This is a genomic window from Mucilaginibacter sp. L196 (assembly GCF_009765905.1).
Classification (GTDB): domain Bacteria; phylum Bacteroidota; class Bacteroidia; order Sphingobacteriales; family Sphingobacteriaceae; genus Mucilaginibacter.
In genome coordinates this window covers 433,713-459,724 of sequence record NZ_LMUO01000009.1, presented here as the reverse complement: position 1 = coordinate 459,724, position 26,012 = coordinate 433,713, and the positions used below count along the sequence as shown (strand labels likewise).

General features: G+C 40.4%; 26 protein-coding genes. 10 read left to right on the top strand and 16 right to left on the bottom strand.

From position 1 onward, the window contains the following. Positions 1–120: 120 nt before the first annotated feature. Positions 121–864 (bottom strand): zinc ribbon domain-containing protein, encoded by a 744-nt coding sequence (locus tag GSQ74_RS05645; protein WP_158990937.1) that lies wholly within the window; start codon positions 862–864, stop codon positions 121–123. Further along, positions 864–1,961 carry a Nif3-like dinuclear metal center hexameric protein gene (locus tag GSQ74_RS05640; RefSeq protein WP_158990935.1) on the bottom strand — a complete coding sequence of 366 codons (1,098 nt, stop codon included), beginning with the start codon at positions 1,959–1,961 and terminating at the stop codon, positions 864–866. Before GSQ74_RS05640 ends, GSQ74_RS05645 begins: the two co-directional genes overlap by 1 nt. A 63-nt stretch (positions 1,962–2,024) precedes the next feature. On the opposite strand from GSQ74_RS05640, the gene GSQ74_RS05635 reads away from it, so the two are divergent. Further along, entirely contained in the window at positions 2,025–2,222 is a 198-nt protein-coding gene (locus GSQ74_RS05635; RefSeq protein WP_158990933.1) for a DUF2683 family protein, read from the top strand. After that, positions 2,213–2,503, top strand: coding sequence for a Txe/YoeB family addiction module toxin (locus tag GSQ74_RS05630; protein WP_158990931.1), 291 nt, complete (start codon positions 2,213–2,215; stop codon positions 2,501–2,503). The genes GSQ74_RS05635 and GSQ74_RS05630 overlap by 10 nt, the downstream gene beginning before the upstream one ends. A gap of 12 nt (positions 2,504–2,515) precedes the next feature. Here GSQ74_RS05630 and GSQ74_RS05625 read toward each other — a convergent pair whose 3' ends face one another. The 3 genes from GSQ74_RS05625 to GSQ74_RS05615 form a co-directional block, all read right to left on the bottom strand. Further along, on the bottom strand, positions 2,516–2,890 hold the full coding sequence (locus GSQ74_RS05625; protein ID WP_158990929.1) for a TM2 domain-containing protein: 375 nt from the start codon (positions 2,888–2,890) through the stop codon (positions 2,516–2,518). Between the two features lie 130 nt (positions 2,891–3,020). Next, positions 3,021–3,332, bottom strand: a complete 312-nt coding sequence (locus GSQ74_RS05620; RefSeq protein WP_254060814.1) for a DUF2752 domain-containing protein — start codon at positions 3,330–3,332, stop codon at positions 3,021–3,023. Continuing rightward, on the bottom strand, positions 3,325–3,732 hold the full coding sequence (locus GSQ74_RS05615; RefSeq protein ID WP_158990927.1) for a DUF4199 domain-containing protein: 408 nt from the start codon (positions 3,730–3,732) through the stop codon (positions 3,325–3,327). The genes GSQ74_RS05620 and GSQ74_RS05615 overlap by 8 nt, the downstream gene beginning before the upstream one ends. 154 nt (positions 3,733–3,886) lie before the next feature. On the opposite strand from GSQ74_RS05615, the gene mfd reads away from it, so the two are divergent. Further along, positions 3,887–7,240 (top strand): transcription-repair coupling factor, encoded by a 3,354-nt coding sequence (gene mfd, locus GSQ74_RS05610; protein WP_158990925.1) that lies wholly within the window; start codon positions 3,887–3,889, stop codon positions 7,238–7,240. Positions 7,241–7,429: 189 nt separating this feature from the next. Here the strand turns inward: mfd and hpt are convergent, their stop codons facing one another. Continuing rightward, on the bottom strand, positions 7,430–7,960 hold the full coding sequence (gene hpt, locus GSQ74_RS05605; protein WP_158990923.1) for a hypoxanthine phosphoribosyltransferase: 531 nt from the start codon (positions 7,958–7,960) through the stop codon (positions 7,430–7,432). Positions 7,961–8,036: 76 nt separating this feature from the next. On the opposite strand from hpt, the gene GSQ74_RS05600 reads away from it, so the two are divergent. Further along, positions 8,037–9,266, top strand: coding sequence for a pitrilysin family protein (locus tag GSQ74_RS05600; protein ID WP_174236918.1), 1,230 nt, complete (start codon positions 8,037–8,039; stop codon positions 9,264–9,266). Positions 9,267–9,284: 18 nt separating this feature from the next. Further along, positions 9,285–9,857: a peptide deformylase gene (def, locus tag GSQ74_RS05595; RefSeq protein WP_158990919.1), complete on the top strand. Its 573-nt coding sequence runs from the start codon at positions 9,285–9,287 to the stop codon at positions 9,855–9,857. On the opposite strand, the gene GSQ74_RS05590 is transcribed toward def, so the two are convergent. The 3 genes from GSQ74_RS05590 to GSQ74_RS05580 all read right to left on the bottom strand — a co-directional run bounded on the left by GSQ74_RS05590 (position 9,854) and on the right by GSQ74_RS05580 (position 12,087). Next, a complete protein-coding gene (locus tag GSQ74_RS05590) occupies positions 9,854–10,516 on the bottom strand; it encodes a hypothetical protein (RefSeq protein WP_158990917.1) in 663 nt (220 codons plus the stop codon). The two genes, def and GSQ74_RS05590, sit on opposite strands and share 4 nt — an antisense overlap. A 107-nt stretch (positions 10,517–10,623) precedes the next feature. Further along, a complete protein-coding gene (locus GSQ74_RS05585) occupies positions 10,624–10,902 on the bottom strand; it encodes a NifU family protein (protein WP_158990915.1) in 279 nt (92 codons plus the stop codon). A 96-nt stretch (positions 10,903–10,998) separates the two neighbouring features. Then, the gene (locus GSQ74_RS05580; protein ID WP_158990913.1) at positions 10,999–12,087 is read right to left on the bottom strand and encodes an Mrp/NBP35 family ATP-binding protein; all 1,089 of its coding nucleotides are present in this window, start codon (positions 12,085–12,087) and stop codon (positions 10,999–11,001) included. A 547-nt stretch (positions 12,088–12,634) separates the two neighbouring features. On the opposite strand from GSQ74_RS05580, the gene GSQ74_RS05575 reads away from it, so the two are divergent. Both GSQ74_RS05575 and GSQ74_RS05570 read left to right on the top strand, forming a co-directional pair. After that, the gene (locus GSQ74_RS05575) at positions 12,635–14,836 is read left to right on the top strand and encodes a transglycosylase domain-containing protein (protein WP_158990912.1); all 2,202 of its coding nucleotides are present in this window, start codon (positions 12,635–12,637) and stop codon (positions 14,834–14,836) included. 155 nt (positions 14,837–14,991) lie between these two features. After that, entirely contained in the window at positions 14,992–15,381 is a 390-nt protein-coding gene (locus GSQ74_RS05570; RefSeq protein WP_158990910.1) for an RNA-binding protein, read from the top strand. Between the two features lie 233 nt (positions 15,382–15,614). Here GSQ74_RS05570 and GSQ74_RS05565 read toward each other — a convergent pair whose 3' ends face one another. After that, complete coding sequence (locus GSQ74_RS05565) at positions 15,615–15,800, bottom strand: hypothetical protein (protein ID WP_158990908.1); 186 nt, start codon at positions 15,798–15,800, stop codon at positions 15,615–15,617. 560 nt (positions 15,801–16,360) lie between these two features. Between GSQ74_RS05565 and GSQ74_RS05560 the strand changes: the two genes are divergently transcribed. Further along, on the top strand, positions 16,361–16,840 hold the full coding sequence (locus tag GSQ74_RS05560; protein WP_158990906.1) for a hypothetical protein: 480 nt from the start codon (positions 16,361–16,363) through the stop codon (positions 16,838–16,840). Between the two features lie 234 nt (positions 16,841–17,074). Here the strand turns inward: GSQ74_RS05560 and dapF are convergent, their stop codons facing one another. From dapF to GSQ74_RS05540, 4 genes are all read right to left on the bottom strand, one after another. After that, the gene (dapF, locus tag GSQ74_RS05555; RefSeq protein WP_158990904.1) at positions 17,075–18,034 is read right to left on the bottom strand and encodes a diaminopimelate epimerase; all 960 of its coding nucleotides are present in this window, start codon (positions 18,032–18,034) and stop codon (positions 17,075–17,077) included. Between the two features lie 285 nt (positions 18,035–18,319). Beyond that, complete coding sequence (locus tag GSQ74_RS05550) at positions 18,320–18,562, bottom strand: hypothetical protein (RefSeq protein ID WP_158990902.1); 243 nt, start codon at positions 18,560–18,562, stop codon at positions 18,320–18,322. 55 nt (positions 18,563–18,617) lie between these two features. Then, a complete protein-coding gene (locus tag GSQ74_RS05545; protein WP_158990900.1) occupies positions 18,618–20,201 on the bottom strand; it encodes a hypothetical protein in 1,584 nt (527 codons plus the stop codon). 69 nt (positions 20,202–20,270) lie between these two features. Further along, positions 20,271–22,331: an ATP-binding protein gene (locus GSQ74_RS05540; RefSeq protein WP_158990898.1), complete on the bottom strand. Its 2,061-nt coding sequence runs from the start codon at positions 22,329–22,331 to the stop codon at positions 20,271–20,273. 107 nt (positions 22,332–22,438) lie between these two features. Here GSQ74_RS05540 and GSQ74_RS05535 point away from each other — a divergent pair, with 107 nt between their 5' ends. Next, entirely contained in the window at positions 22,439–22,828 is a 390-nt protein-coding gene (locus tag GSQ74_RS05535; protein WP_158990896.1) for a YidH family protein, read from the top strand. A 64-nt stretch (positions 22,829–22,892) separates the two neighbouring features. Here the strand turns inward: GSQ74_RS05535 and GSQ74_RS05530 are convergent, their stop codons facing one another. Next, the gene (locus GSQ74_RS05530; protein WP_158990894.1) at positions 22,893–25,160 is read right to left on the bottom strand and encodes an aconitate hydratase; all 2,268 of its coding nucleotides are present in this window, start codon (positions 25,158–25,160) and stop codon (positions 22,893–22,895) included. Here GSQ74_RS05530 and GSQ74_RS05525 point away from each other — a divergent pair. Continuing rightward, a complete protein-coding gene (locus tag GSQ74_RS05525) occupies positions 25,159–25,302 on the top strand; it encodes a hypothetical protein (protein WP_158990892.1) in 144 nt (47 codons plus the stop codon). The genes GSQ74_RS05530 and GSQ74_RS05525 overlap by 2 nt on opposite strands. 246 nt (positions 25,303–25,548) lie before the next feature. Here GSQ74_RS05525 and GSQ74_RS05520 read toward each other — a convergent pair whose 3' ends face one another. Beyond that, positions 25,549–25,776, bottom strand: a complete 228-nt coding sequence (locus GSQ74_RS05520) for a hypothetical protein (protein WP_158990890.1) — start codon at positions 25,774–25,776, stop codon at positions 25,549–25,551. Positions 25,777–26,012 lie beyond the last annotated feature (236 nt).

Genomic DNA, 26,012 nt, shown 5'->3' with positions numbered 1-26,012 from the left:
TTATGGTTGGCGTTTCTACGTGCGATTGCTTCGTTCCTCGCAATGACAAGCGAGTATCAACAAAAAAGGCGCTCAATGAGCGCCTTTAAAATTTTGTATAGCTTTCTTAGGGGAAAGGGCTTAAACTGTTTCGGCTTCCAATGCCATTTGCTCATCAACCAAAATACGGCCGCAGTGTTCGCAAACGATAATCTTTTTACGTTGACGGATGTCCGACTGGCGCTGTGGAGGTATCTGGTTAAAGCAACCTGAACATGAATCACGCTGGATGGTTACTACTGCCAAACCGTTTTTAGCGTTGCCGCGTAAACGAGTGTAAGCAATTAATAAACGCTCATCAATTCCTGCTTTTGCTTTTTCAGCTTGTGCAGTTAGTTCGTTTTCTTCTTTTTCAGTTTCAGCAGTAATAGTACCTAGTTCAGCTTTTTTAGCATCAAGGTCGCTTTTACGTGCATCTAAATCAGCAAGCGCTTTTTCGTAAACCTGTGTTTTGGTAACGATTTCGAAACCAAACTCACGAATTTTTTTCTCACTTACCTGTATATCCAAACCTTGAATCTCAACTTCTTTCGAAATTGCATCATACTCACGGTTGTTTTTAACCTCATTAAGTTGCGTTTCGTACTTTTTAATGTTCGCTTGCGACTCTTTAATCAGGTTTTTACGGGTAACTATATCATCTTCCAAATCATCCAGCTCAGATTTGATTTTCTGAATGCGGGTTTCAAGGCCTGCAACATCATCTTCAAGATCTGCCACTTCCATAGGTAATTCACCTCTTACCTGGCGAATTTTATCAACTTTGGTGTGGATGGTTTGTAGCTCGTATAAAGCCTTTAGCTTTTGTTCTACGGTTTGTTCCATTAAATAAAATATTTGACGGGGTTTGTATTAATCTCTGTTAAACGGACGGCAAAGGTAGTAAATTTTTTTCTAATTATTTCATACAATAATTGTTGCGTAAATTGCTCACTTTCAAAGTGCCCAATATCCGCTATTAGTATCTTTCCTTCGGCATCAAAAAACTCGTGATATTTATAATCGGCAGTGATAAAAATATCTGCTCCCGCGGCTATGGCCTGCTTCAATAAAAAGCCACCGGCGCCACCGCAAACAGCCACTTTGCGGATGTGTTTACCCGTGAAAGCAGTATGCCTGATGACATGCGCCTTCATCTTATCCTTCACCTCAACTAAAAAGGCATCTTCAGGCATTGGATATTCCAGTTCGCCTATCATGCCTGCGCCAACCTGTTGATTTTGGTTGGTAAGGTTAAACAAGTCGTAAGCAACCTCCTCGTAAGGATGCGCTAATATTAGCGCCATTAATATTTTGCTTTCCAGGTTGGCGGGATAAACCACCTCTACCCTAACCTCATCTTCAGTATGCCTTACGCCTATTTCGCCAACGTAGGGATCGGCATTTTCATTGGCTGTAAACGTACCTTTACCCTGGGCGTTAAAACTGGCTTCGCTATAATTCCCAATATTACCCGCACCCGCATGGAATAACGCATTACGTACCTGCTCCGCCTGTGCAAGCGGCACATAGGTAACCAGTTTTTTAATAGTGTTATACTTTGGGGCTAAAATGCGGGTATTGGTTAAGCCTAAAGTTTCGCAAATGCGGGCGTTAACACCCGTATGCATATTATCCAGATTGGTGTGGATGGCATACAGCGCGATATTATTCCGGATAGCCTTTTCAACCACACGCTCTACATAGGTTTTACTATTGAATTTTTTAAGTCCTTTAAAAACGATGGGGTGATGGGATATGATCACCTGGCAATTGTTAGCGATCGCGTCATCTACCACAGCTTCGGTACAATCCAAGGATATCATCGCCTGAAAAACTTCCTGATCAGGCTTGCCTACTATCAACCCGCAATTATCATAATCTTCCTGATAGGCTAAAGGCGCCAGGCTTTCGAGGTAATCGGTTAAGAGCGATAGTTTCATGATATTGGCTAAGCTATAAAATTGTGAATAAAAGTGAAAAAATAAAATTGTAAATTTGAAATTATGGGAACATTAATTGTACATCCTGAAAACAAAGAAAAATTAGATGCATTAAAAGCATTTATGAAAGCGTTTAAAATTCGCTTTGAGGAAAACAAGTCTCCTTATGACTCCGAGTTCGTGGAAAAATTAAATCGTAGTAATGAAGATTTTAAAGCCGGGAATTTTACGGCGATAAAAACTGAAGACTTATGGAAATAATTTATTCAGAAGAAGCACAAAAGGATATTGAATACTGGAAAAGATCAGGCAATAAAATCATTCAAAAAAAAATCACTCAACTATTAAATGCCATTGAGGAAGATCCTTTTGAAGGAGTAGGAAAGCCCGAACCTTTAAGGTATAATTTATCAGGACTGTGGTCGAGACGAATAAATCAGGAGCATCGCATTATATATCAAGTCTCGGACGGATCGACTCTCTATAAGAGTTCATTCCTTAAAAGGGCATTATTAAAAAGCTTAACGGGTTTTACTCGTTAAGCTTTTTAATAATTATAGTCCCGCCTGCCCGCCCATTTGTGCTATATGGTAGCTTTCATAAGCCATCCTTTTATTATATTCCAAAGCAAGCGATTTGTGATTAATCAAATCAACAAGTGTACCTATCCCGCAAAAACCACCTGTAAATAAAAAAAGAAGCCCCATACCTATTTGCCCCATTGCAAATCTTTGAATTCCGGCAACACCAAAGAAGCCAATAGCTGCGAATATTAGTATATCTTGTGGGTTCTTTCTTTTGCTTGAATAAACCATAAAGAAGTATTTCTGCTGATTTTCATTCAAGCCATTAGTTGCCTGTTGTAAAAAGCCAATTTCTTCGGCAGTTACTCCCGGAAGAGTTATGTAAGGATTTTGAAAAGGGTCCATTGTAATTCTTAGTTTGGTTATTGTGTTGTTTTAATTGTGATGTAAAACTAAGATAGGCTTAAAATTTTGACAAATCAAAACTGGCGGAGACTTACAATAAGTCGGTAGGTGGCGCAATAATAACGGTGAATTACAACGGCTTGCTAAGTATATACAATGGCTTTGATATGTTTTGCCTGATTAAATCACAGATGCGATATAGAATGATGATGAGCGCAGGCAATCCCAACCAATGAGCATGGAATGAGTTGATAAAATCGCCTTGGAGTAAAAAAGCAATAGAGTGCCCCAGGCCGCAGCCAGGGCACCAGTTTATGCCCATTAATTTTAACGGGCATAAGGTAAAGTGTGTTGCTTCTGTTGGATGGCTTACACCCAGCGCTATCAGCGCGGTTACCCAAAAGGCTAATTCAAAATACTTTAAGAAAAACGCTTTAATCAACTTTGTTCGACTTGGTGGTGAGTATTAATGACATGGCTAATGAGCTTAATACGCCGATCAATAACGCGGCAAACATACGGCCCGAAAAATCGCGGGCATTGTTACCTGCATCTACATAACTAATGTATAATATCCCGGCAAAAATGGCAATAATACCGGCCAGTATTAATATTTTAAAGCACTGTATTAAAGCTTCTAAAAAACCCATATTACCGCCAAGATCATTATCACGGTAGCTTTTCAATCCAAAAAACAAACCGGCGATAGGGATAATTACAGATACATATTCAAAAGGGGAAACCTGGTCTTTAGTTAAATCATACCCGGCAATGTGCATAACGAATAGCCACAAGCCGCTTAAAACTCCGATGATAACTCCGGTTATAAATGCGTTTTTCATTGTAATATAATTTGGTTTAACAATTTAGATTTAATAGCAATTTGGTGTATTAAATCTATGATTAAAAAGTAAAAACCAAGTATATTGTTTTATTATTTGTCATAATTTGTGTTGGCGTGGGTAAAAGTGCTTTTTTGCGTATCTTCGCAACGTTTTGAACATCCGTGATATATTAGAAAAGTATAAAGCTGATGACAGGATTAAAGCATTGGCGCAAGCCTTAAATGCTTCAAAAAATCCGAGAATTCAGTTACGTGGGCTAGTGGGGTCGGGCGATTCTGCTATGGCGGTAGCTTTGTATTTTTTGCAGCATCAGCACATGATATTTGTGTTGCCCGAGCGCGAGGAAGCCGGTTATTTCCAGGCCGATTTAGAAAACCTCACCGGTAAAGAAGTTTTACTTTTTCCGTCATCATACCGTAAACCATTTGAATTTACCCAGCCCGATAGCAGCAATGTGCTTGCCCGTGCCGAGGTATTGAATGAGCTTAATCATTCTTCCGAATTTGGCCAGCTGATTGTTACTTACCCCGAGGCTTTGGCCGAAAAGGTGATTGACCGCGCATCGCTCGAAAAAAACACACTGGAGATTTCTGTTAATAACAAACTCAGCATTGATTTTATCAATGAGTTTTTGGTGGAGTATGATTTTGACCGGGTTGATTTTGTATACGAACCGGGCCAGTTTTCTGTCCGTGGCGGTATCGTAGATATTTTCTCTTTCTCGCATGAATTGCCTTACCGTGTTGAGTTTTTTGGCGACCTGATAGAATCTATCCGGACTTTTGAGATTGAAAGTCAGCTTTCGGTTGAGCAGGTGAAGAGCATCACGATAGTACCTAATGTTCAGTCTAAATTTTTGACAGAAAGCAATATTTCTTTATTGGAATATGTTGATGCCGGTACGCAGGTTTGGATAAAGGATGTGCAGTTTACTTTGGATATTATCCAGAGCGGTTATAAAAAGGCAACAGCTCTGTGGAAGGCATTATCCCCTGAGGAGAAAAACCAAAACCAGGATTGGATTGACCCGAAATTTGGTTTTACCGATGAAAAACTAATTGCCGACCAGTTAGCCGATTTCCCGATCATAGAATTTGGCAAGCAGTTTTTTTATACGCCTAACGAGACTATTAACTTCGAAATGCGCCCGCAGCCATCCTTCAACAAGGATTTTAGTTTGCTGATACATAACTTTAAAAATAACGAGGCAGAGAGGATAGAGAACTTTATTCTTACCGATTCGGCCCGTCAGGTTGAGCGGCTTTATGCCATTTTGGAGGACCTGGACAAAACGGTAAAATTTACGCCGATAAGCGTTTCCATCCGCGAGGGTTTTGTGGATAGGGAACAGCAAATCGCTTGTTATACCGATCACCAGATATTTGACCGCTACTATAAATACAAACTAAAAAAGGGCTACCAGCGTTCGCAGGCCATCACCCTAAAAGAATTGCGCGAGCTTAAGCCCGGTGATTATGTTACCCATATCGACCACGGTATAGGTAAATATATGGGGCTTGAGAAGGTGGAAGTCAACGGCAAAATGCAGGAAATGATCAGGCTGACTTATGCCGATAATGATTTGCTTTATGTGAACATCAACTCTCTTAACCGCATATCAAAATACAGCGGCAAGGAAGGTGCCATACCTAAGATGAACAAATTAGGCACCGACACCTGGGAGCGCCTGAAGAAAACCACAAAAAAAAAAGTTAAAGACATCGCCCGCGATCTGATTAAGCTTTATGCTGTGCGTAAATCGCAGCAGGGTAATGCTTTTTCGCCCGATAGTTATTTGCAGACCGAGCTGGAAGCATCCTTTATTTATGAGGATACCCCGGACCAGGAAAAAGCAACCACCGACTTTAAAAGAGACATGGAGGCGCCGCACCCAATGGACAGGCTAATTTGCGGTGATGTGGGTTTTGGTAAAACCGAGGTGGCCATCCGTGCAGCTTTTAAAGCTGTGGCGGATAGTAAACAGGTAGCTATTTTAGTGCCTACAACTATATTAGCAGCCCAGCATTATAAAACTTTCTCGGATAGATTGAAAGGTTTTCCATGTAATATTGATTATGTGAATCGCTTTAAATCGAGCAAGCAAATTAAGGATACTTTAGAAAAACTTAAAGAGGGTAAGGTTGATATTATCATCGGTACACACCGCTTGGTGAGCAAGGATGTTAAGTTTAAGGATCTTGGTTTGATGATCATCGATGAAGAACAGAAATTCGGCGTATCAACCAAAGAAAAGTTGAAACAAATGCGTGCCAATGTGGATACGCTGACGTTGACGGCTACGCCTATCCCGCGTACGTTGCATTTCTCACTGATGGGTGCGAGGGATTTATCTATCATATCCACCCCGCCGCCAAACCGTCAGCCTGTTGTTACCGAGCTGCATGTGTTTAACGATAAGCTGATCAAAGAAGCCGTTGAATTTGAACTGGAGCGTGATGGTCAGATATTTTTTATCCATAACCGGGTAAATGATTTACCGCAATTAGGCGGTATGATCCACAAACTGGTGCCAAAAGCAAGGATTGGTATAGCACATGGGCAGTTAGAAGGTGATGCATTGGAGGATGTGATGCTGAAATTTGTGAACCACGAGTACGATGTATTGGTGGCTACCACCATTATTGAGGCTGGTTTGGACATTCCGAATGCTAATACCATCATTATTAACCACGCGCATATGTTTGGCCTGAGCGATTTGCACCAGATGCGTGGTCGTGTAGGGCGAAGCAATAAAAAAGCATATTGTTATTTGCTGAGTCCGCCATTATCAACCCTGACTAATGAAGCCCGTAAGCGTTTGAGCGCTATTGAGGAATTCAGCGATTTGGGTAGCGGCTTTAATGTTGCCATGCGGGATTTAGATATCCGCGGCAGCGGTAACTTACTGGGTGCCGAGCAAAGCGGTTTTATTGCCGAGATAGGTTTTGAGATGTACCATAAGATACTGGATGAGGCCATACAGGAACTAAAAGAAGACGAATTTAAAGGTGTTTTCCCGGATGATAAACCACGGCCGTTTATCGCGTTCACGCAGATAGATACCGATCTGGAGATATTGATACCAAACGAATACGTAACCAGCCTCTCCGAGCGGTATAATTTATATTCAGAACTATCCAAACTGGAAAATGAGGTTGAGCTGGATGCTTTCCAGCAACAACTACACGACAGGTTTGGCCCTATCCCGCCGCAAGTAAACGACTTGCTGAATACCATGCGCCTGCAATGGCTGGGTAAGAGTATAGGGTTTGAAAAGATCTCGCTAAAAAAAGGAGTGCTACGTGGCTACTTTATTACCAACCAGCAATCGGCTTATTTTGAAACGGAGATGTTTCGGCAAGTGCTTGGTTTTGTGCAGTCTAACCCTCGTCGTACCAATTTAAAGGAGGTGAAAAATACGCTTCGTTTGAGTGTTGAAGGTGTTAGGGGAATTGATGAGGCTATTGAGTTGTTGGGTGGGATTGTGGAGGTGGTTACTGCCTAAGGTGCCCATTGTCTGTGTCCCCACGGGCAATTATTGCTGTTTGTGAGGACACAAACAGCGGGTGTAGAAGAGCAATTTTCTCCGTTATGTCATTGCGAGGAACGAAGCAATCGCGAATAAGCAAGGCAACCTTGTATAGCATGAGATTGCTTCGTTCCTCGCAATGACATGATGGATAGCAAATAGTACTTACACCTTCTTATAAATATCTTTCAAATTCCTGCCCATTTCTTTATAATCCAAGCCGTAGCCTACCACAAAATGATTTTCAATTTCGAAGCCTATGTATTTAAGCTCATCAACTTTTTTTAGCAGAGATGCTGGTTTAAGCAACAGGGAGCATAATTTGATGGAAGCGGGCTCTTTTAGCTTCAGTTTTTCTATGAGGTAGTGGGCGGTGTTGCCGGTATCTACAATGTCTTCAATTATAACAATATCGCGGCCTTTTAGGTCAACGCTGATGTCAATATCATCGCGGATCTTCAGGGTGCTTTTGGTACCGCCGTAATAGCTGGCCAGTTTGGTAAAGGTGATTTCGCAGGGAATGTCAACTTGTTTTATCAAGTCGGCGATAAATAGGAAGCTACCGTTTAGTACGCCTATAAATAGCGGTTTGGTATCTTTGTAATCCTCGCTAATCTGCGCGCCGATGGCTCTAACACGTTTCTCAATAGTATCGGCATTTATTAGGGGTTCAAAATCGAGGTCGGCAATTTTCATGTGTCTAATTTAGAATAAATAGACTGAATCCACTAAAAAATAATTGTAACTTATATAACTATCTTTGCCCCTCATGATCGACTACCAGGTTCATACTTTAGCTAACGGCATCCGCATACTTTTTAAGCATTCACCGTCAACCATTACACATTGCTGTTTTGTGGTTAATGCCGGCTCACGCGATGAGCCTGAGCAAAAAGAAGGTTTGGCGCATTTTATTGAGCACCTTGTTTTTAAGGAAACCGAAAAGCGCAGTACCAGTCAAATACTTAATCGGCTTGAATTAGTCGGCGCCGACCTGAACGCCTATACCACCAAAGAATATACCTGCATACATGCCTCCCTGTTAAAACAGCATTTGGAGCGCACTATTGACCTGTTTGAGGATATATTATTCCACTCTACGTTCCCCGAGGATGAAATGGAGAAAGAGCGTGGTGTGATATTGGACGAGATCGCATCTTATCTCGATCAGCCGGAAGAAGCTATACAGGATGATTTTGAGGAATTATTATTTAAAGATCATCCCATCGGGAAAAACATATTAGGCACGCCCGAAACGGTAAGCGCTTTTGATAAGGCGGATATTAAGAATTTCATGGCGGCCACCTACAATACCTCCGAAATGGTTTTTGGTGTTTTTGGTGATTATGATCTGAATAAACTCATCAAACTTTTCGAAAAATATTTCGGTTGGATACCTGCTAATAATGCTGTTAAAACCAGGATAGCGCCAATAGCAAATGCAGGTAAAGAGCTGATATTGCATAAACCCATCTCACAAACACATTGCATTACCGGCAGCAGCGCCTATCCATCAAAACATGAAAAAAGATACGGCTTATTGCTGTTGAACAACCTATTGGGTGGCATGGGTATGAGCAGTAGATTAAATTTGGAGATCCGCGAAAAGCATGGCATCGCTTATACTATTGAATCCAACTATACTTCGTTTTCCGATACCGGGATCTTCTCGATTTACTTTGGTACAGACACTGAAAAGGCTGATAAAGCTATGCGCCTGGTGAATAAAGAGCTGAAGAAATTACGTGATAACAAACTCGGCACCTTACAATTACAGCAGGCCAAACAAAAATTCATCGGGCAGATAGCTTTAGCCGAAGAAAACAGGATGAGCCTTATCATCGGCATGAGTAAAAGTCTGCTTGATTTTGGAGAGGTAGATAGTTTGGAACAAATATTCGCAAAGATTAATGCGGTTACTGCCGATGAATTGCTTGATATAAGCAACGAGATTTTTGATGTTAGTAGTATGACAACCTTGCTATTTGAGCCTAAAGAATAAACCTGTATTTTTGCAGTTATGAAGTACCCGATTATAGCTTACGGCGATCCTGTTTTACGTAAACGAGCGACATCCATTGAGCCGGATGAATATCCAAATATTCAACAGATCATTAACGACATGTACGAGACCATGTATGGTGCGCGCGGTGTCGGGCTGGCGGCCCCTCAGGTGGGCTTATCTATGCGTTTATTTGTGATTGACGCATCTGTATTCGCCGACGAAGAACCAGGCTTAGAGGGCTTTAAAAAGGCCTTTATCAATGCTGCTATCTTAGAGGAAACCGGCGAAGAGTGGGCTTTTAACGAAGGTTGCCTGAGCATCCCTGATATTAGGGAAGATGTATACCGCAAACCGGTAGTTAGATTATCATATTACGACGAGAACTGGAAACACCATGAAGCTACCTTTAAAGGTTTAGCCGCGCGTGTTATTCAGCATGAATATGACCATATTGAGGGTAAATTATTTACCGACAAATTGAGCCCGCTACGTAAACGCCTGATTGAGAAAAGGCTTAACGGCATATCAAAAGGTGAAGTGGACGTGGAATATAAAATGAAATTTCCTGCAGTTAAAAAAGGCCGTTAATTATCGTAATTAGTGGCATTAGCGTTTGCACGAGCTTTATCACCCTGGGTTATTTCATTTATAAAGCTACCCCATGCAAGTGGGTTCAATAACGGGTTTGGTGTTAGTGAATGCGAGTTTTCTATAGAAGTATTCAGGCCTTGGTAAAGCGCGTCCTGTATTTCCTGTCCATCACGTGGTAAAGTGGCAACTAAAGCCATTAGGGTTGTACGGCTAACATTCTTTTTGGCAATCTCCAAATCATCATCTGCAACTTTCAGCGCTAAAAAATCCTTTTTGAACTCATCGGTAGTAGCCCAAGGGAACACATGAAAAGTTGGCAGGTTGATAATGATCGGCTGTATCATTACCGGTATGGTATAGCTCTTATTTTTAACATCGGCCGGTATAACAACCCTTGTAGTTGCATAACCAACGCAGGTAAATATTAAGGTATCTTGTTCATGCGCCACAAATGAGAAATAACCTTCGTAGTTTGATGCGGTGATTGTTTTGTGTGTAGCAGCATTGGTAATGTTCACATATGGAACTATAATTTTCGCGCTATCGGCATTATGCACAATACCCGTGAATTGCACCAAAGGTTTCTCTTGCTGCTGTTGCTGTGCAAAAGCTGCTGTGGTTGCTAATAAAAAGAATATGCCAATTAAGTATTTCATCCTGCTCTAAAGCCTTTCTGTCTTTCTATATCAAAATCTATTCCGAAAAACAAAACAAAAATAGTTTATTCATATTGCTATGCATGTAACTTTAACAATACTTAACACTATCGTAAATTTTCAGGGAGTACGGCGTTCGGATCGTCGATATCCGTTAGGTTTATTGCCTCAATACTTGTAATCTCGGGAACAGCCTTCATTATAGCTTGCTCAATGCCAGCCTTTAACGTCATTATGCTCATTGGGCATGAACCGCATGAACCCAGCAACTTTAATCTTACAACATGATCAGGAGTGATCTCCTCGATAGAAACATTCCCGCCATCAGCCTCCAAATACGGACGAATACTGTCCAGTGCTGCTTCTACCTGCTCTAATAAACTCATTTTTACTAATTTATATAAGTAAAGTTATTAATTATTTGCAACAATTATAATTGTTAATAGTGTTTTTACACGACAATGAAATTATCATAAACTAAATTACTGACTAACAACCGGCCTGTTCAACACTTTTGCATTGGATATTGACACCTGCTGCGCCACTCTTTTTGCCATATCAATAAAGGCTTTTGATTGTACCGAATCTTCATCCAAAACGATCGGCGTACCTGCATCGCCTGAATCACTGATGCCTTTTACCAACGGAATTTCACCCAGGAATGGCACATCCAACATATTAGCTAATTTCTCGCCGCCGCCTTGTCCGAAGATGTAATATTTATTCTCTGGCAATTCGGCCGGGGTGAAATAGGACATATTTTCCACAATTCCCAAAATAGGTACATTAATGGCATCCATCATAAACATGCCAATTCCTTTTTTAGCATCGGCCAAAGCCACATTTTGAGGTGTAGTAACGATAACCGCGCCCGTAACTGGGAAGGTTTGTGTTATGGTGATGTGAATATCACCTGTGCCTGGAGGTAAATCGATTACTAAATAATCCAGTTCGCCCCAATCAGCATCATTAAACAATTGTTTTACGGCCGTTGAAACCATTGGCCCGCGCCATGGCACAGGTTGATTTGGATCGGTAAAGAAACCTATGGATAACAGCTTAACACCGAATTTTTCTATAGGTTCAATTCGGGTTTTGCCGTTCTCTAACTTACTGGCTTGGGGGCGTGCATTCTCCAAACCAAACATGATCGGGATTGAAGGGCCATATATATCGGCGTCAATCAAACCAACTTTAGCCCCTGTTTTTACCAAACCCAAAGCTAAATTGACCGCCACAGTTGATTTACCTACACCGCCTTTGCCCGAAGCAACGGCAATAATATTTTTTACGCCCGGCACACCGGTATTCTTCTGTGTGGTAACATGCGAAGTCATATTGATATGGATGTCGGCCTCCTTGCTGATAAAGTGCAGGATGGCATTGCGACAAGCATTCTCAATCATTGCTTTTAGCGGGCAAGCCGGGGTAGTTAATATTACTGAGAAACTAACGCGGTTGCCATCGATATGTATATCCTGGATCATATTAAGGGTAACCAGGTCCTTTTTCAGATCCGGTTCCTCAACATTACTCAGTGCTGCTAATACTTGTTCTTTAGTGATAGTCATATATTAAAGCAAATTTACTAAAACACGGGGGATTAGTGTCATGTGAATGATAAAATGAGGACATTCAATCGCAAGCTGATACCATCAACTCATTACACTGTACCGCGGTACAACTGGAACAGGTGGTACATTTGGTACACTTTTGTCTCAAAAAACAGCGTTTTTGTATATAAAAAGACGACTTTTACATCATTTTCAGTGTCGTTTTCAGGGGAAAAAGTGCGTTTTTAGATCAAAAAAGAGTCAAAATAAGCAGTTTTTTAGGCTTTTTTATCCTAAAAAGTACAATTTTAACCCAATTTTAAATTACCACCACTGGCTTCAGTCTGCGACTGAAGCCTAACAAATCAGGAAGGTTTATAACTTTCTTTTAATACGCCTGTTGGTATTGCCAGTCACAGACTGACTTTATCTGTGTACTTCAATTACAAACTGAAGCCCGTTAGATGCAATAATGCATTATTCATCAATAACCAGAGAAACATTTTCCCAATCTCCACGTTTGTCTCCTATAAGATTTAGTTTAGTTTTGGATAAATTTTTATAGATGCAGCGCCTCAAGCCTAAATATATACGTATTGCCGGTATTGTTATAGTTTTATTAGTTATTGTGATTTTAATTGGTGGTTATATCGCTTATACCAAGCGCGAAGCCATACTGGAAAAGGAGCTTGCCAAAGCTGAATTAAAAGCAAAAACAGATTATAACCTCGATATAAAAATAGGTTCAGCCAGCTTTACTGGGCTTAGTACGGTAGCTTTCTCCAATATCACCATAGTGCCCGATGGGCGCGATAGCTTATTGAAGATAGACAAGCTATCCATCACCGTAAAACTGATGCCGCTTATTTTGGGCGAGGTTAAATTATCTGACGTCGCGCTTGAAAACGGACACCTTAACCTCATAGACAGCAATAAGGTTAAGAACTTTGATTTCCTGTTCAAAAGGAAAAAAGACACTACCGCTACTACTTCAAAAACCAACCTTGCCGATTTGGCCAACAACCTGGTTAATCAGTTCTTATATAAAATCCCGGACAATCTCGACCTAAAAAACTTCCTGATAACTTTTAAGGGTGATAGTAGCACCATAAAAATGCTAACCACTACAGCCAGCATTCAAAATGGTAATTTAACCTCAAACATTATTGTTGATGGAGGCGTGGCAACCTGGCATTTTGTGGGTAAAATGCACCCATCAGATAAAGAAATTAATGTTAAACTTTATGCTGATGGCAAAAAGATTGAGCTGCCCGTTTTGGAAAACAAGTTTAAAACAAAATTCAGTTTTGATACCATTAGCACCCAATTAATCAAAGTTAAGCGCGAGGGAGGTGAAACACAGATCTACGGCTCGTGGTCGGTAAGCAATTTACTGGTTAATAACCCACGATTATGTGAGAATGACATTATTGTACCCTCGGCATCAATTGATGCCAACGTATTTGTTGGGCCGAATTATGTGTCGTTGGATAGCTCATCAGTTATCCATCTAAAAAATATTACTGCCAATCCCTACATAAAATACACCCTTAGCCCTGTTAAGATATATGAGCTCAAGCTTAATACCGGGTGGGTAAACGCGCAAGATCTTTTCAACTCCTTCCCTACCGGATTGTTTGAAACATTCCAGGGCATACAGGTTGCGGGCAAAGTGAATTACAGCCTGAATTTTTACCTGAACACTGCAGCCCCTGATGATGTACAGTTCAGCTCGCAATTGAATAAGCAGAATTTTAAGATCCTAAAATTCGGCAAAACGGATTTAACCAAGCTTAACCGCCCATTTTTACAACAACCGTACGAAGTAAAATCGCAACCGCCACCTTTTATGGTAGGCCCGCAAAACCCTGATTTTACGCCACTGAGTGACATCCCCGCAGACACCCGTAACGCGGTAATGACTTCGGAGGATCCATCATTTTATACCAATAATGGGTTTGTGGAGGAATCAATCCGTAAGTCTATCGCTACCGATTTTAAAAAGAAAAAATTTAGTCGTGGTGGCAGTACCATATCCATGCAGCTGATCAGGAATACTTTTCTTGATCGCAATAAAAACCTGGCCCGTAAAGTTGAAGAAATTTTAATTGTGTGGATGATAGAGAACAATAACCTAATGAGCAAGGACCGCATGCTGGAGGTTTACTTTAATATTGTGGAGTTTGGTTATCACATTTACGGCATTGGCCCGGCAGCCCGCTATTATTTTGGCAAAACACCATCGCAGCTTACGTTGGGCGAAAGCATATTTTTAGCGAGCATTTTGCCCAACCCTAAAGCTGGTTTATACGCCTTTCAGCCTGATGGCACATTACGGCCCGGCCTGCACGGTTACTTTAATTTGATTGGTAATTTAATGGCAGGGCATGGTAAAGCCCAGCGTGATAGCAATGCCTATGGTTTTTATAATGTGCTACTTAAAGAAAGCCTGCGCAGAGGCGTTGCCAATATTGATACCGCCAAGGTTGATAGCCTGATGCAGCAGAACGATGATGATGATAACGGCGCTGTGCCGGTAATAGAGCCTGAAAAGAAATTAACCTTCTTCCAGCGCTTATTTGGAAAGAAAGATACTACCGAGAACAAAAAGGTTATTAAGAATAATAAGCATTCAACAGTGGTTGACTATGGCAACGGCATACAGATTGACACGGCCGGAAAGACAAAAAAAGAGATAAGGCAGGAGAAACGGGCCTTGAAACAACAGCAAAAAGAGCTGGAGAAAGAAAATAATCCGGGCGGTTGATAACGATTATATCCTTTTAGCAATTATTTTTTTAGTATAAATAAAATAAAACGAACATTAATTGCATATTAGGCTAATAATAAAACAACTTTATTATATTTGGTGTATAAACAAAATACAGGGCAGAATAATTTTGCCGTTTAAATTAAAGATTGATGAACATATTTGTAGGAAGCCTTCCTTTTAAGTTAGAGGAAGCTGATTTAAAAGAACTTTTTGAAGCGTATGGCGAAGTAAGCTCCGTTAAGTTAATTAATGACAGAGAAACTGGCAGAAGCAAAGGTTTCGGATTTGTAGAAATGCCTGATGATGAAGGTGCACAACAAGCTATTACAGCTTTAAATGGCAGCGAAGTTGGTGGCAGAACTATAGCTGTAAGCCAGGCTGAAGAAAGAAAACCTAATGATCGCAAAAGCTTCGGCGGCGGCGGTGGAAACCGTGGCGGCGGCGGTGGTTACGGCGGCGGCGGAAACCGTGGCGGTGGCGGCGGTGGCTACTCTAAAGACAGCAGAGGCGGCGGTGGTGGTGGCGGCAGCCGTTGGTAATCTTTTAAACAAGATTCCTTATATATAAAAAACGAACGCCAGAAGTTTATTCCGGCGTTCGTTTTTCTGTACTTGTATTTTCCTAAACTTTATTATTGGTATTTGCTTTGTTGATTTATATCAAGGGGGATTTATACCGTTGTGTTAACAGAAACCCGGCAAATCAATTAAGTTATAAATAGAAAGCCCATCAAAATTTGACGGGCTTAAAATCATAATGATTTTAAAATAACTTACAGAACATGATGGTGATCATCTTTATTTGTTCTTAAATATTCCAGTAAACCATCTTCGTTTACATATAAGTTGCTTTTTTCAGCAGCAGTTTTTTTGGCTTTAGTGTTTTTTGGGCCGGCTAGTGGTAGTACTATAACTGTCAGTAGCGCACATATCTCAAACACCAGGTAAAAGGTTGACATTGCTTTAGTATTAAATTATTGAATATATATATTTAATATCAATACGCTAAATACATGCCAAATATTTCAAATTCCAAAAAATTGCTTTCGCAGATGTATAATCACCCGAAACTTAACAATTCAATTACTAAAACGGCACTTGTATTATAATTTTTGCAGGAGTTGAATTATCAAAATGAAACGGGGATGTATACAATACCTTTCAGTTTGATAAGATCCCTTTAAGGTTATTACACCCAAAGCCTGGATCAAGAACCGGTTAAAACCATGCCATTGCTGTAAGAACGACATGGCAATACCCGACTTACATAGCAATCGCTACAACTTTATCGTCATTGCGAGGTACGAGCAATCTCTATGCTGTACAAAGAAAACAGGCAAGACTGATCCGCCTACATGAGATTGCGTTGCTCCTTACAGCAATGACATTTTATTATTCCCCCTTGTCATTCTTCGCTGCCGCTCAGAATGACAAGGGTATTATTGAAATAAATACATTACCCTGTAGCGCTTCTACTATTTGTTTCGTACTATCTATATGTAAACTTAAATTTTCAGGAATGAAACATAAAATCTTACTACTTATAATAAGCGGCATATTATTATGTATGGTTAGTTGCAAAAAATCAAACACAGGCAACAGCTATGCATTAACCGGTAAATGGCAGGAAGTAAAGTTAAGGACGTATACTTTAGATAGCAGCAAAGTAACACATGATACGACTTATCTGAGCTCATTTACTAAGCTGGATTATGCGCAGTTTAACGGCAGAGGTACTTGTGAAATATCTACCTTAAGATATTATTATACACCTCAGGGTGTTTATATAAATCCTCAAAGTATTGATACCACCCATTACACTGCTATAGGTAATGGTAAATTCACTTTAAATACTCAAAGCACACTTGTTACACCCGGTGGTTTTGTTACAGCAGATACTGTATCTGAGATTAATACTAATAATATATTAATTCATAGTGTATTTTATTCACATGTGCCCGAATATGAATCCATAACTGATGCTTATTATCAAAAATAATTATGCCCGAGAAGAATACTAATGCAAATTATACAGGACAAACCATCTGCCAGGTTTCGAGGATCAAGATTTATGAATACGACTTATTTTATATAAAAAAATAAAGCCTCCTCGCACTCGCTGCTTGGAGGCTTAAACCTAAACCTTATCACAATAAGCAGGCAGGAATGCCCGCTATTTGAAGCTATAAATATAGCTATTTTGAATTAATATTTTTGCTTAGTAACAGCATTTTTAACTTAGCTGATTTACATGTGCTAAAAGCTTTTCATAAGCACCTGTTTCATGGCTATAATCGCCGCTATTAACTGAGGAAATAATATTATTATTTTCAAAATCGAAATCAATATCTGCGGCATATATATATGAGGCATTACCTATCATCCTGCCACTCAAATCATCATTTACCAAACATTTGGTATAACCACCCTTATTAAATAAGGTAATCCATTCACCTTTTTTAACATGGCCACCGTTCACGGCAGATAGCGTGGTCGCGAACATCCCTGTTCCGCATGAGTAAGTTAGCCCAACCCCGCGTTCGTAGGTAGCAACGTATATACTATTATCACTTATTATTTTCCCGAAATTAACATTAACACCATTCGGTAATATTTGCGGTGATGAGTTAGCTTTTTCGCCCAGCGTACGCAAATCCTCCTCTACAATATCATCCACAAAAGCAACAATATGCGGGTTGGGTAATGATAATGCCGTGAATTTTATGGTTGATGATAATTCGGGGATCAAACCGTTTATTAACTCAGTACTGTTATTTTGAATAAGGAAATTACCCGAATCAAAATTCGCTTTAGGGAATGCTAATTCAAAAGCGGTAAGCTCCGGATAGAAATCTTCAACCAAATTAAGCGGGTAAGGGATGCCTGTTTTATTTTCAATAATAACCTGCGGTTTTTCCAATAACTCCGATACATAGCGGGCCACAATTCTTATCCCATTGCCACACATCTCAGCTTCAGAGCCATCAGCATTAAATATTACCATCTTACCATCACCAACCGCACTGTTATCCACGTAGAGTATACCATCGGCCCCAAAATCAGAGTTCCGGTTACATAAGTGTATTGCAAGCTGTTTTTTCATGGCATCCGTTACAGTGCCATTATAATGCCTGATATCGATCAGGAAAAAATCATTACCAGATCCCTGGCTCTTTAAAAGTGAAAATTGCATATCAATCGTTCCAAAAAGCAATGCCTCCCATTGCCGCAGGTACAAAATTACATTTTATACCCTCAAATATCGGATACCACGTATTATTTAATGTCATTCATAAACAACATTCAATATAATTAATACATTTAGGGAATAAACCTAAGCAACTATGAACAAGAAACTTAAACTTACTTTATCTGCTATCGTTATACTAGCGAGCGTTGTATTTATGGCTTACCACGGATACCAATTTGGGCAATGGTTTAAAACACATGATCTTTTTTAGGTATTCCCTTAACTTAACTAAGCAACAATAATTTGCTTTCCTGCTTTCTTAGCCTTGCCGGATATCAGCACAGCCAATACAAAAAGTAAAATAATCCTGGTAGCCTCACCCGCTGTATATCCCGACATATAATTTGTCATATAACCACTATTGCCTTTATAGGTAGCAAGTGAGTGAAAAAACTTAGGTATTGTACTTATAGCTGTAAGCAATGCCCAAATACTAAAAACAAATAATAGTGTGGCCGAAGGTTTACGCATGATATTAGGTTTATAAAGCTAATATACTGGTTTAAAAACCTTTATCCAAACAACATTATTCTTTCCGCACAATTTGGCTGTTTACCTCAATCTCGTTTAACAATCCCGGAGATTTTACTGTGCTGCTAAAGCTTCTGTCAGTATTGGTTTGTGATATTTTATCCAGATCGATATTGGTTTGATCCAGTTGCTTTAACAGGGTATTGATCTCCTTTAGGTGCGAGTTAAAGAATTTCACTTTATTATTATACGTATCAATTTTATAATTGCTGGCCGTGGCCGAAGCCTGTTTTGAAGTATCAGGCGCCATATAACTATAAGGCGATAAATTATTTATAGTAGTTTCAATAGGTACGAGCGATGGTGTCGCATCTTTCGGATCGATGGCCTGCAAGCTAAGCCTTACCGGGTCGGGGTTATAGGCTACCAGGCTTTTATACTCATCAACAATGGCATCAGTAATTTTGTGCTGATTGGCGTAGGTTTCAGCAATTATCTTATTTTTCACATTGTTTTTGAAGCCATTAAACAACAGCGACGTTAAATCATACGCTTTCGTTCGCAAAACAGCGCCTTGTATCGAATAATAATTACTAAGCGTTTTGCTTTTGGCATACATTACGCCCAAACTGGTACTAATAACCTGTGCGGGCGTGCTTAACGACAGGTCGGCTTCATTACCGAAATTATAATACTGTCGGCCATATATCTCCAGATCATCGATCCGTTCATAGGATGACAGAAAATACAACCGATAGCGTTGATATTCTACATCCGGGTTGTCTATCTGGGCATAGCAATTCTGTAAAAAGTCGTCTACTGCTTTATCGTTAAAAATCTGGTATATATCAGCACTTGCCGTTGGTTTCCACCGGATGAGCGAAAGTTTACCCTTAAATTCAAGCTCAGCGGTATTATTTACATGCAGCGAATCGAACATTTTGGCAACAAAATAAGCTACCTGCGCATTAGCCATTCCCCGCTTATCTTTATCAACCATGGCATATAAACTATCCTGAATGGTGAGGTAATCTTCGCTGTTATTCCAGAATGATGGTTCTAAAGGTGGCAACAAAAGCCGGTTGGTTTTGGTATCTACAAAAATGAAAGTCCCCAGCGGATAAACGTTTTGAAAATTATTCTCGATCATGGATAAGCTGCTCATTGAACTTGAATCCATCTTCAATAAAAAATTAAGCACTTTGTTATGTTCCAGCTTAACGCTTAAATCTTCGAGCGACTCAAAATTTGATGCCTGTTTTTCGGGGATTATGATCGGTATATAGTATACCGTTTTTTTGTTTTGAGATAATATGGTGAAATCCTTTTTCACCAAAACCGAAGTTTCATCTTCCGCGTCCTGCCCATAAAAAGCAATCGTATCGCCTTTATCAACCGAAATATCTTTGATTTTTTCTTCGCCCGGTTTAAGGTTTAATAATGCTTTCAGCTTAAACCCGCCGGATTTTTTATTGATACGATAAAAAACCGCGACATTGGTTTTAGCGGTATTTTTTATTTTGAATTTAAAGCCTGTTGCATAGCTGGGTAATGCCAAACAGCAAAAACAAATGCCGAAGAATAATAATTTGATGATAGATTGTTTGTGGTTTGCCGTTGGCGTTTCAGATGTTTTCATTTTCGGGGTAAATAACAATAACGCCCTAAGCCTTGCTTTAGTTTGTATTAATTAATAAACCAGTATTTGTTAGCTATTTAATGGCAAGGTAAACCAGAACGTACTTCCCTGGCCTAAGGTGCTGTCAACCCCAATTTGGCCGCCATGTTTGCGGATGATCTCGGCGCTAATATACAGACCTAAACCCAAGCCTGAATTATTAAACCCCGCTGATTGCGCCTGGTAATAACGATCAAACAAAAAAGGGAGTTTTTCCGGATCGATACCCGGCCCAGTATCTTTTACAGAAACTTTTACCGAATCACCTGTTTTTTCAACCTTCATGGTAATCACCAAAGAATCAGGCGCGTATTTCACCGCATTATTAACCAGGTTTACCACTACCTGATCAATAGCATGCTCATCTGCATTAACTTTTAAGTGCAGATCGCCTTGTAATATAAGTTCATATTTACCGGCAACCCTAACGTGATTACAACAGTTATTAAGTAACTCCGCTATCAAAAACTCTGTTTTGTTTAGTGTGAGATGGCTTTGTTGTGAACGGCTAACATTAAGCAGATCCTCAACCAAGGTGCTTATTTTCTGCATGCTTTTTAACGACTGATCAATAAGTCTCGGTACCACTGGCGCTGTTGGGTTATCTTTCAATTTTTCGAGCAATTGCAGTGATGCCTTAAGACTGGTGATAGGTGTTTTAAGCTCGTGGCTGGCAATGCTTATAAAGTCGTCCTTTTGTTGCTCCAGGCGCTTAAATTGGGTAATATCGAGCAGTGTACCTAAAATTCTTTGCGGTTTGCCCGCTTTATCATAATACACATTGCCATGTGCCCTTATCCAGTGTATTGATTGGTCGACATAAATCACTCTGCCCTCATAAAATAGCTTTCCGCTAACCAATGCGCTCTTATGTGCCGCATCCCGGCCTGCCCGGTCTTCAGGATGTATCGCATGGGTGTACAGTGCCCAATCCACATGCTTATCGAACCCAAAAATCGCATCAAACCTTTCAGAGGTAAGCATTTCTCCGCTTACCAGATTTAAGTCAAAAGTACCAATCTCTGCCGCTTCTACAGCTAGTCTTATACGTTCTTCTACATCCTCTATACTGCGCCTTGCTATCACTTTATCCGTTACTTCGATGGCCAAAACCATAATAGACTGAACCTCATTATCATTTAACATCGGCTCGTATACAAAATCTATAAAAACCACTTCAGGAACACCGTTCCTTATCAGTTCCAGTTCATGTTCCTTTGCTATAAAAGCTTCGCCGGTAATAATCACATTATTCATTATGGGCCCATAAGTTTCAGCGGCCTCTGGCACAGCTTCCCAAATAGTACGCCCTTCAATTTCATTCCGCGGCTTACCAACCAATTCCAGATAAGCAGTATTTACAGCCTCAATAAACAGGTCCTTTGCTCTTATAATACATATGCCAACCGGCGCTTGTTTAACCATGTTACGGAAATAGGCATCACTTTCTGCCAGGTCCTGATACAGTTCCATCAGCTGTTTCCGCGACTCGCTTAATTCTTCGTTTGAAGCGGTGATCTCTTCATTGGCGGCACGTATCTCCTCATTAGCAGCCGTAATCTCTGCGTTAGCGACTGTCATTTCTTCATTGGCTGCACGGATTTCTTCGTTAGCTGCCCGTATCTCTTCATTGGCTGATAGCAGCTCCTCATTAACGGTTCTTAACTCTTCAATCAGGTCCTGCTCCCGTTTTCTGCCTAAAACAACATCGGTAACATCCTTGGCCATGTGCAAAATGCAATACGTTTCGTCGTTAGCATTTTTTATGGCGCGATATTCAAAATTAAAATAAAAGGTTTGCAGCTCACCATCTACAACAAGGTCGGCCGCAGTTTCGGTTCCTTTGATGGTAACCCCTTCATTCCATACCTGCTTAAACAAATCAATAAATGGCTGGCCTTTAAGTTCCGGAAGGGCATCTTCCAATGATTTACCAAAAACGTCTCTTCCCTTACCCCAAACAGCCAGCATGGCATCATTCGCATATTGAATAACCGCATCTTCGGTAACATGAATAGCAGTTGCATCTGTGGAGAAAGCTAAAACTTCTAATAACTGTTTATCGCTTAAAAGGTAGTCCGTATAACTCATTTATGGGTTTTATCGAGGATAAAGAATGAAATATAATAACTTATCAGGCTAAAAAATGTTTGAAAACGTAACTGGTAATTTATATTGCGATAATACTATTTAATTTTATGAAAGAAGAGAAAAATCAAACCATAGCCAACCCATCTGATCATTTGGCTAATGAGCGTACTTTTTTGGCCTGGATACGTACCAGCATCGCCATAATGGGCTTTGGGTTTGTGGTGGTAAAATTCTCGCTTTTTGTCAGGCAGATTGCGCTGGTATTAAAATCGAACCTGGATATATTACCTGAAAAAGGCTATTCCGCCCCAATAGGGATATTACTAGTTGCGGTAGGTGCTTTTATGGCGATGTACTCGTACTTAAGTTACCGAAACACCGAAAAGCAACTGCTGAACCAGGCTTACAAACCATCGGTATTGCCCGCCTTGATTTTAACCATAGGCATTGTGACCGTTGGGACTTTGTTGGTGATATACCTAATACCGGGATTATAGCCAGCAAAAAAGCCTCCCCAAAATTGGAGAGGCTTTGAACCTTTAACTTTATACTTTTAACTTATTAAGAAGCCATTTGTTTCCTGATGATATTTAAAGCGCCGCCTGCTTTAAACCATTCTATCTGCTGTGTATTGTAAGTGTGGTTTACCGCAAATGATTCTGTTGAACCATCTTTATGGTGCAATACAACGGTTAACTGTTTGCCCGGGGCAAAGGTTGTTAAACCGGTGATATCAAAAGTATCGTCTTCCTGTATTTTATCGTAATCGGCATTGTTGGCAAAGGTGATGCCTAACATACCTTGTTTTTTAAGGTTGGTTTCGTGGATACGGGCAAATGATTTTACCAGTATGGCACGTACACCTAAATGGCGGGGTTCCATAGCCGCATGCTCGCGTGATGAACCTTCACCGTAGTTCTCGTCGCCTACTACGATAGTACCAATGCCATGCGCCTTATAATCACGCTGAGTGGCAGGTACCGGACCGTATTCGCCGGTTAATTCATTTTTAACGCTATCGGCTGTATTATTAAAGTAGTTAATAGCACCAATAAGCATATTGTTAGATATGTTATCCAGGTGGCCACGGAATTTCAACCATGGGCCAGCCATAGAGATATGATCCGTTGTACATTTACCTTTTGCTTTGATAAGCAATTTCAGGCCGGTAAGGTCTGTGCCTTCCCAAGCTTTAAACGGTTCAAGCAATTGTAAACGTGCTGATTTTGGATCAACAATAACGCTAACCGCGCTACCATCCTCTGCCGGTGCCTGGTACCCTGCATCCTGTACAGCGTAACCTTTAAGCGGCATTTCAATACCTTCCGGTTCATCAAATTTAACTTGCTCGCCTTTATCGTTGGTTAACGTATCAGTTAACGGGTTAAATGTTAAATCACCTGCTATCGCGAACGCGGTAACAATCTCCGGCGATGCAACAAACGCATGGGTATTAGGGTTACCATCCTGACGTTTCGCGAAGTTACGGTTGAATGAAGTAATGATTGAGTTTTTGCGAGTTGGGTCATTAGTATGACGCGCCCACTGGCCAATACAAGGGCCGCAAGCGTTTGCCAAAACAACACCACCCATTTGCTCAAAAGTGCCCAGATAACCATCACGCTCAACAGTATAACGTACCAGTTCCGAACCCGGAGTGATGGTAAATTCTGCTTTTGTTTTTAGATGTTTATCGGTAGCCTGTTTAGCAATAGATGCCGAACGGGTAATATCTTCGTATGATGAGTTGGTACATGAACCGATCAAACCAACCTCTAATTTAGTAGGCCAGCCGTTTTCTTTAACCGCAGCAGCGAATTTTGAGATAGGCCAAGCCAAATCCGGAGTAAACGGACCGTTTACATGTGGTTCTAATTCGTCAAGGTTTATTTCGATAACCTGGTCAAAATATTGCTCAGGGTTAGCGTAAACTTCATCATCACCGGTTAAGTGTTCTTTAATAGCGTTTGCTAACTCAGCAATATCTCCGCGTTTTGTACCGCTCAAGTAAATTGCCGCTTTTTCGTCGTAACCAAAAACTGAAGTAGTCGCGCCGATCTCAGCACCCATATTACAGATGGTTCCTTTACCTGTAGCAGATAATGAACGTGCACCTTCACCAAAATATTCAACAATAGCGCCTGTACCACCTTTTACGGTTAGGATACCTGCAACTTTAAGAATTACGTCTTTCGCCGAAGTCCAGCCTGATAATTTACCGGTTAATTTTACACCGATCAGTTTAGGGAATTTTAGTTCCCAAGGCAAACCTGCCATCACATCGCAGGCATCAGCACCACCAACACCAATCGCTATCATACCCAAACCACCTGCATTAGGTGTGTGTGAGTCGGTACCGATCATCATACCACCCGGGAAAGCATAGTTTTCTAATACTACCTGGTGAATGATACCCGCACCCGGTTTCCAGAAACCGATGCCATATTTATCAGATACAGAAGCCAGGAAATCATAAACTTCCAGGTTCACATCTTTCGCTGTCTGCAAATCAATATCAGCGCCAACTTTAGCCTGTATCAAGTGATCGCAATGCACCGTTGAAGGGACAGCAACCTGCGGACGGCCTGCTTGCATAAATTGCAATAGTGCCATTTGCGCTGTTGCATCCTGCATCGCTACGCGGTCTGGTGCGAAGTCAACATAGTCAACGCCACGACCAAATGCCTTTTCAGCATCACCTTCGGAAAGGTGGGCGTATAATATTTTTTCAGTTAAAGTAAGGTGTTTACCGGTCGCTTTACGGGCAGCAGCCACACGGGTGCTGTAGCGATCATAAACCTTTTTGATCATATCTAAATCAAAAGCCATGGTATCGATCTTTTTAGGTAAAATAATATTTCAAACACAACAAACAGCCAAGCGACTGCCGCTGAGCGGCGAATTTACAAAAATTGCAGGGAATATGCTGTCAGCCAAATACGTAAATGCTATTTGGATAGGTTCTAAATAGGCGATTGGGGATTTGAGGTTGGAGATTATGTCTGAACCATGATTTATAGGATTTATGGATTGCCATGATAAAATCAAGAAAATCCATAAATCCTATAAATCATGGTTCAGACATAATGCTAGCAAGGCCGGGTGATTAAACTACTGACAAAACAGTGTCAGCACTTATCTCAACTCATTTCCCGAAATTTGAATGTCCCGGTAACATGCGTTTGTGAAAACGTATAAAATGTTCTTTGAAATTATTTTAGCGCCTATAGATCTGTCGTATCCATTCACCCTTATCCATTTTTGTAGTATCGATTGAAGTTTCGATTTTTAAAAAAGGTGTTATTGGCCTTAAGACAACAGTTTCATAATCCCCGGGTTCTGTACCACCGCCAAATGCCCCTTCGTCAAGAAAACGGCTAACTATTTTAAGGTTTGGGTTACTACTGCTTATGTAAATAGTGGTGGCGTCACTATAATGAAACATAAAGCTGAAAAGAGTAAATACTCCAAGTATTAATGACACACCTAAACCAACAATAAAAGATGAGGCTATTGAATATATTTTATTCCTTTTTCTGGCTTATAATTACGTTTAAAACAGACAATGAAAATAGAGCCCAGGGTCAAAAGATGAATTACCAGGTAATAAATTGCTTTAAATTTTTCGTTCTGAAAGTAAATCGGTAAAAATCTACCTATTGTGAGTGTAAACAGACAATA

Coding starts and splice junctions, on each gene's coding strand:
- GSQ74_RS05645 (WP_158990937.1), bottom strand. CDS start 864: ATGGAACAAACCGTAGAACAAAAGCTAAAGGCTTTATACGAGCTACAA.
- GSQ74_RS05640 (WP_158990935.1), bottom strand. CDS start 1,961: ATGAAACTATCGCTCTTAACCGATTACCTCGAAAGCCTGGCGCCTTTA.
- GSQ74_RS05635 (WP_158990933.1), top strand. CDS start 2,025: ATGGGAACATTAATTGTACATCCTGAAAACAAAGAAAAATTAGATGCA.
- GSQ74_RS05630 (WP_158990931.1), top strand. CDS start 2,213: ATGGAAATAATTTATTCAGAAGAAGCACAAAAGGATATTGAATACTGG.
- GSQ74_RS05625 (WP_158990929.1), bottom strand. CDS start 2,890: ATGGACCCTTTTCAAAATCCTTACATAACTCTTCCGGGAGTAACTGCC.
- GSQ74_RS05615 (WP_158990927.1), bottom strand. CDS start 3,732: ATGAAAAACGCATTTATAACCGGAGTTATCATCGGAGTTTTAAGCGGC.
- hpt (WP_158990923.1), bottom strand. CDS start 7,960: ATGAAAATTGCCGACCTCGATTTTGAACCCCTAATAAATGCCGATACT.
- def (WP_158990919.1), top strand. CDS start 9,285: ATGAAGTACCCGATTATAGCTTACGGCGATCCTGTTTTACGTAAACGA.
- GSQ74_RS05590 (WP_158990917.1), bottom strand. CDS start 10,516: ATGAAATACTTAATTGGCATATTCTTTTTATTAGCAACCACAGCAGCT.
- GSQ74_RS05585 (WP_158990915.1), bottom strand. CDS start 10,902: ATGAGTTTATTAGAGCAGGTAGAAGCAGCACTGGACAGTATTCGTCCG.
- GSQ74_RS05580 (WP_158990913.1), bottom strand. CDS start 12,087: ATGACTATCACTAAAGAACAAGTATTAGCAGCACTGAGTAATGTTGAG.
- GSQ74_RS05575 (WP_158990912.1), top strand. CDS start 12,635: ATGCAGCGCCTCAAGCCTAAATATATACGTATTGCCGGTATTGTTATA.
- GSQ74_RS05570 (WP_158990910.1), top strand. CDS start 14,992: ATGAACATATTTGTAGGAAGCCTTCCTTTTAAGTTAGAGGAAGCTGAT.
- GSQ74_RS05565 (WP_158990908.1), bottom strand. CDS start 15,800: ATGTCAACCTTTTACCTGGTGTTTGAGATATGTGCGCTACTGACAGTT.
- GSQ74_RS05560 (WP_158990906.1), top strand. CDS start 16,361: ATGAAACATAAAATCTTACTACTTATAATAAGCGGCATATTATTATGT.
- dapF (WP_158990904.1), bottom strand. CDS start 18,034: ATGCAATTTTCACTTTTAAAGAGCCAGGGATCTGGTAATGATTTTTTC.
- GSQ74_RS05550 (WP_158990902.1), bottom strand. CDS start 18,562: ATGCGTAAACCTTCGGCCACACTATTATTTGTTTTTAGTATTTGGGCA.
- GSQ74_RS05545 (WP_158990900.1), bottom strand. CDS start 20,201: ATGAAAACATCTGAAACGCCAACGGCAAACCACAAACAATCTATCATC.
- GSQ74_RS05540 (WP_158990898.1), bottom strand. CDS start 22,331: ATGAGTTATACGGACTACCTTTTAAGCGATAAACAGTTATTAGAAGTT.
- GSQ74_RS05535 (WP_158990896.1), top strand. CDS start 22,439: ATGAAAGAAGAGAAAAATCAAACCATAGCCAACCCATCTGATCATTTG.
- GSQ74_RS05525 (WP_158990892.1), top strand. CDS start 25,159: ATGGTATCGATCTTTTTAGGTAAAATAATATTTCAAACACAACAAACA.
- GSQ74_RS05530 (WP_158990894.1), bottom strand. CDS start 25,160: ATGGCTTTTGATTTAGATATGATCAAAAAGGTTTATGATCGCTACAGC.
- GSQ74_RS05520 (WP_158990890.1), bottom strand. CDS start 25,776: ATGTTTCATTATAGTGACGCCACCACTATTTACATAAGCAGTAGTAAC.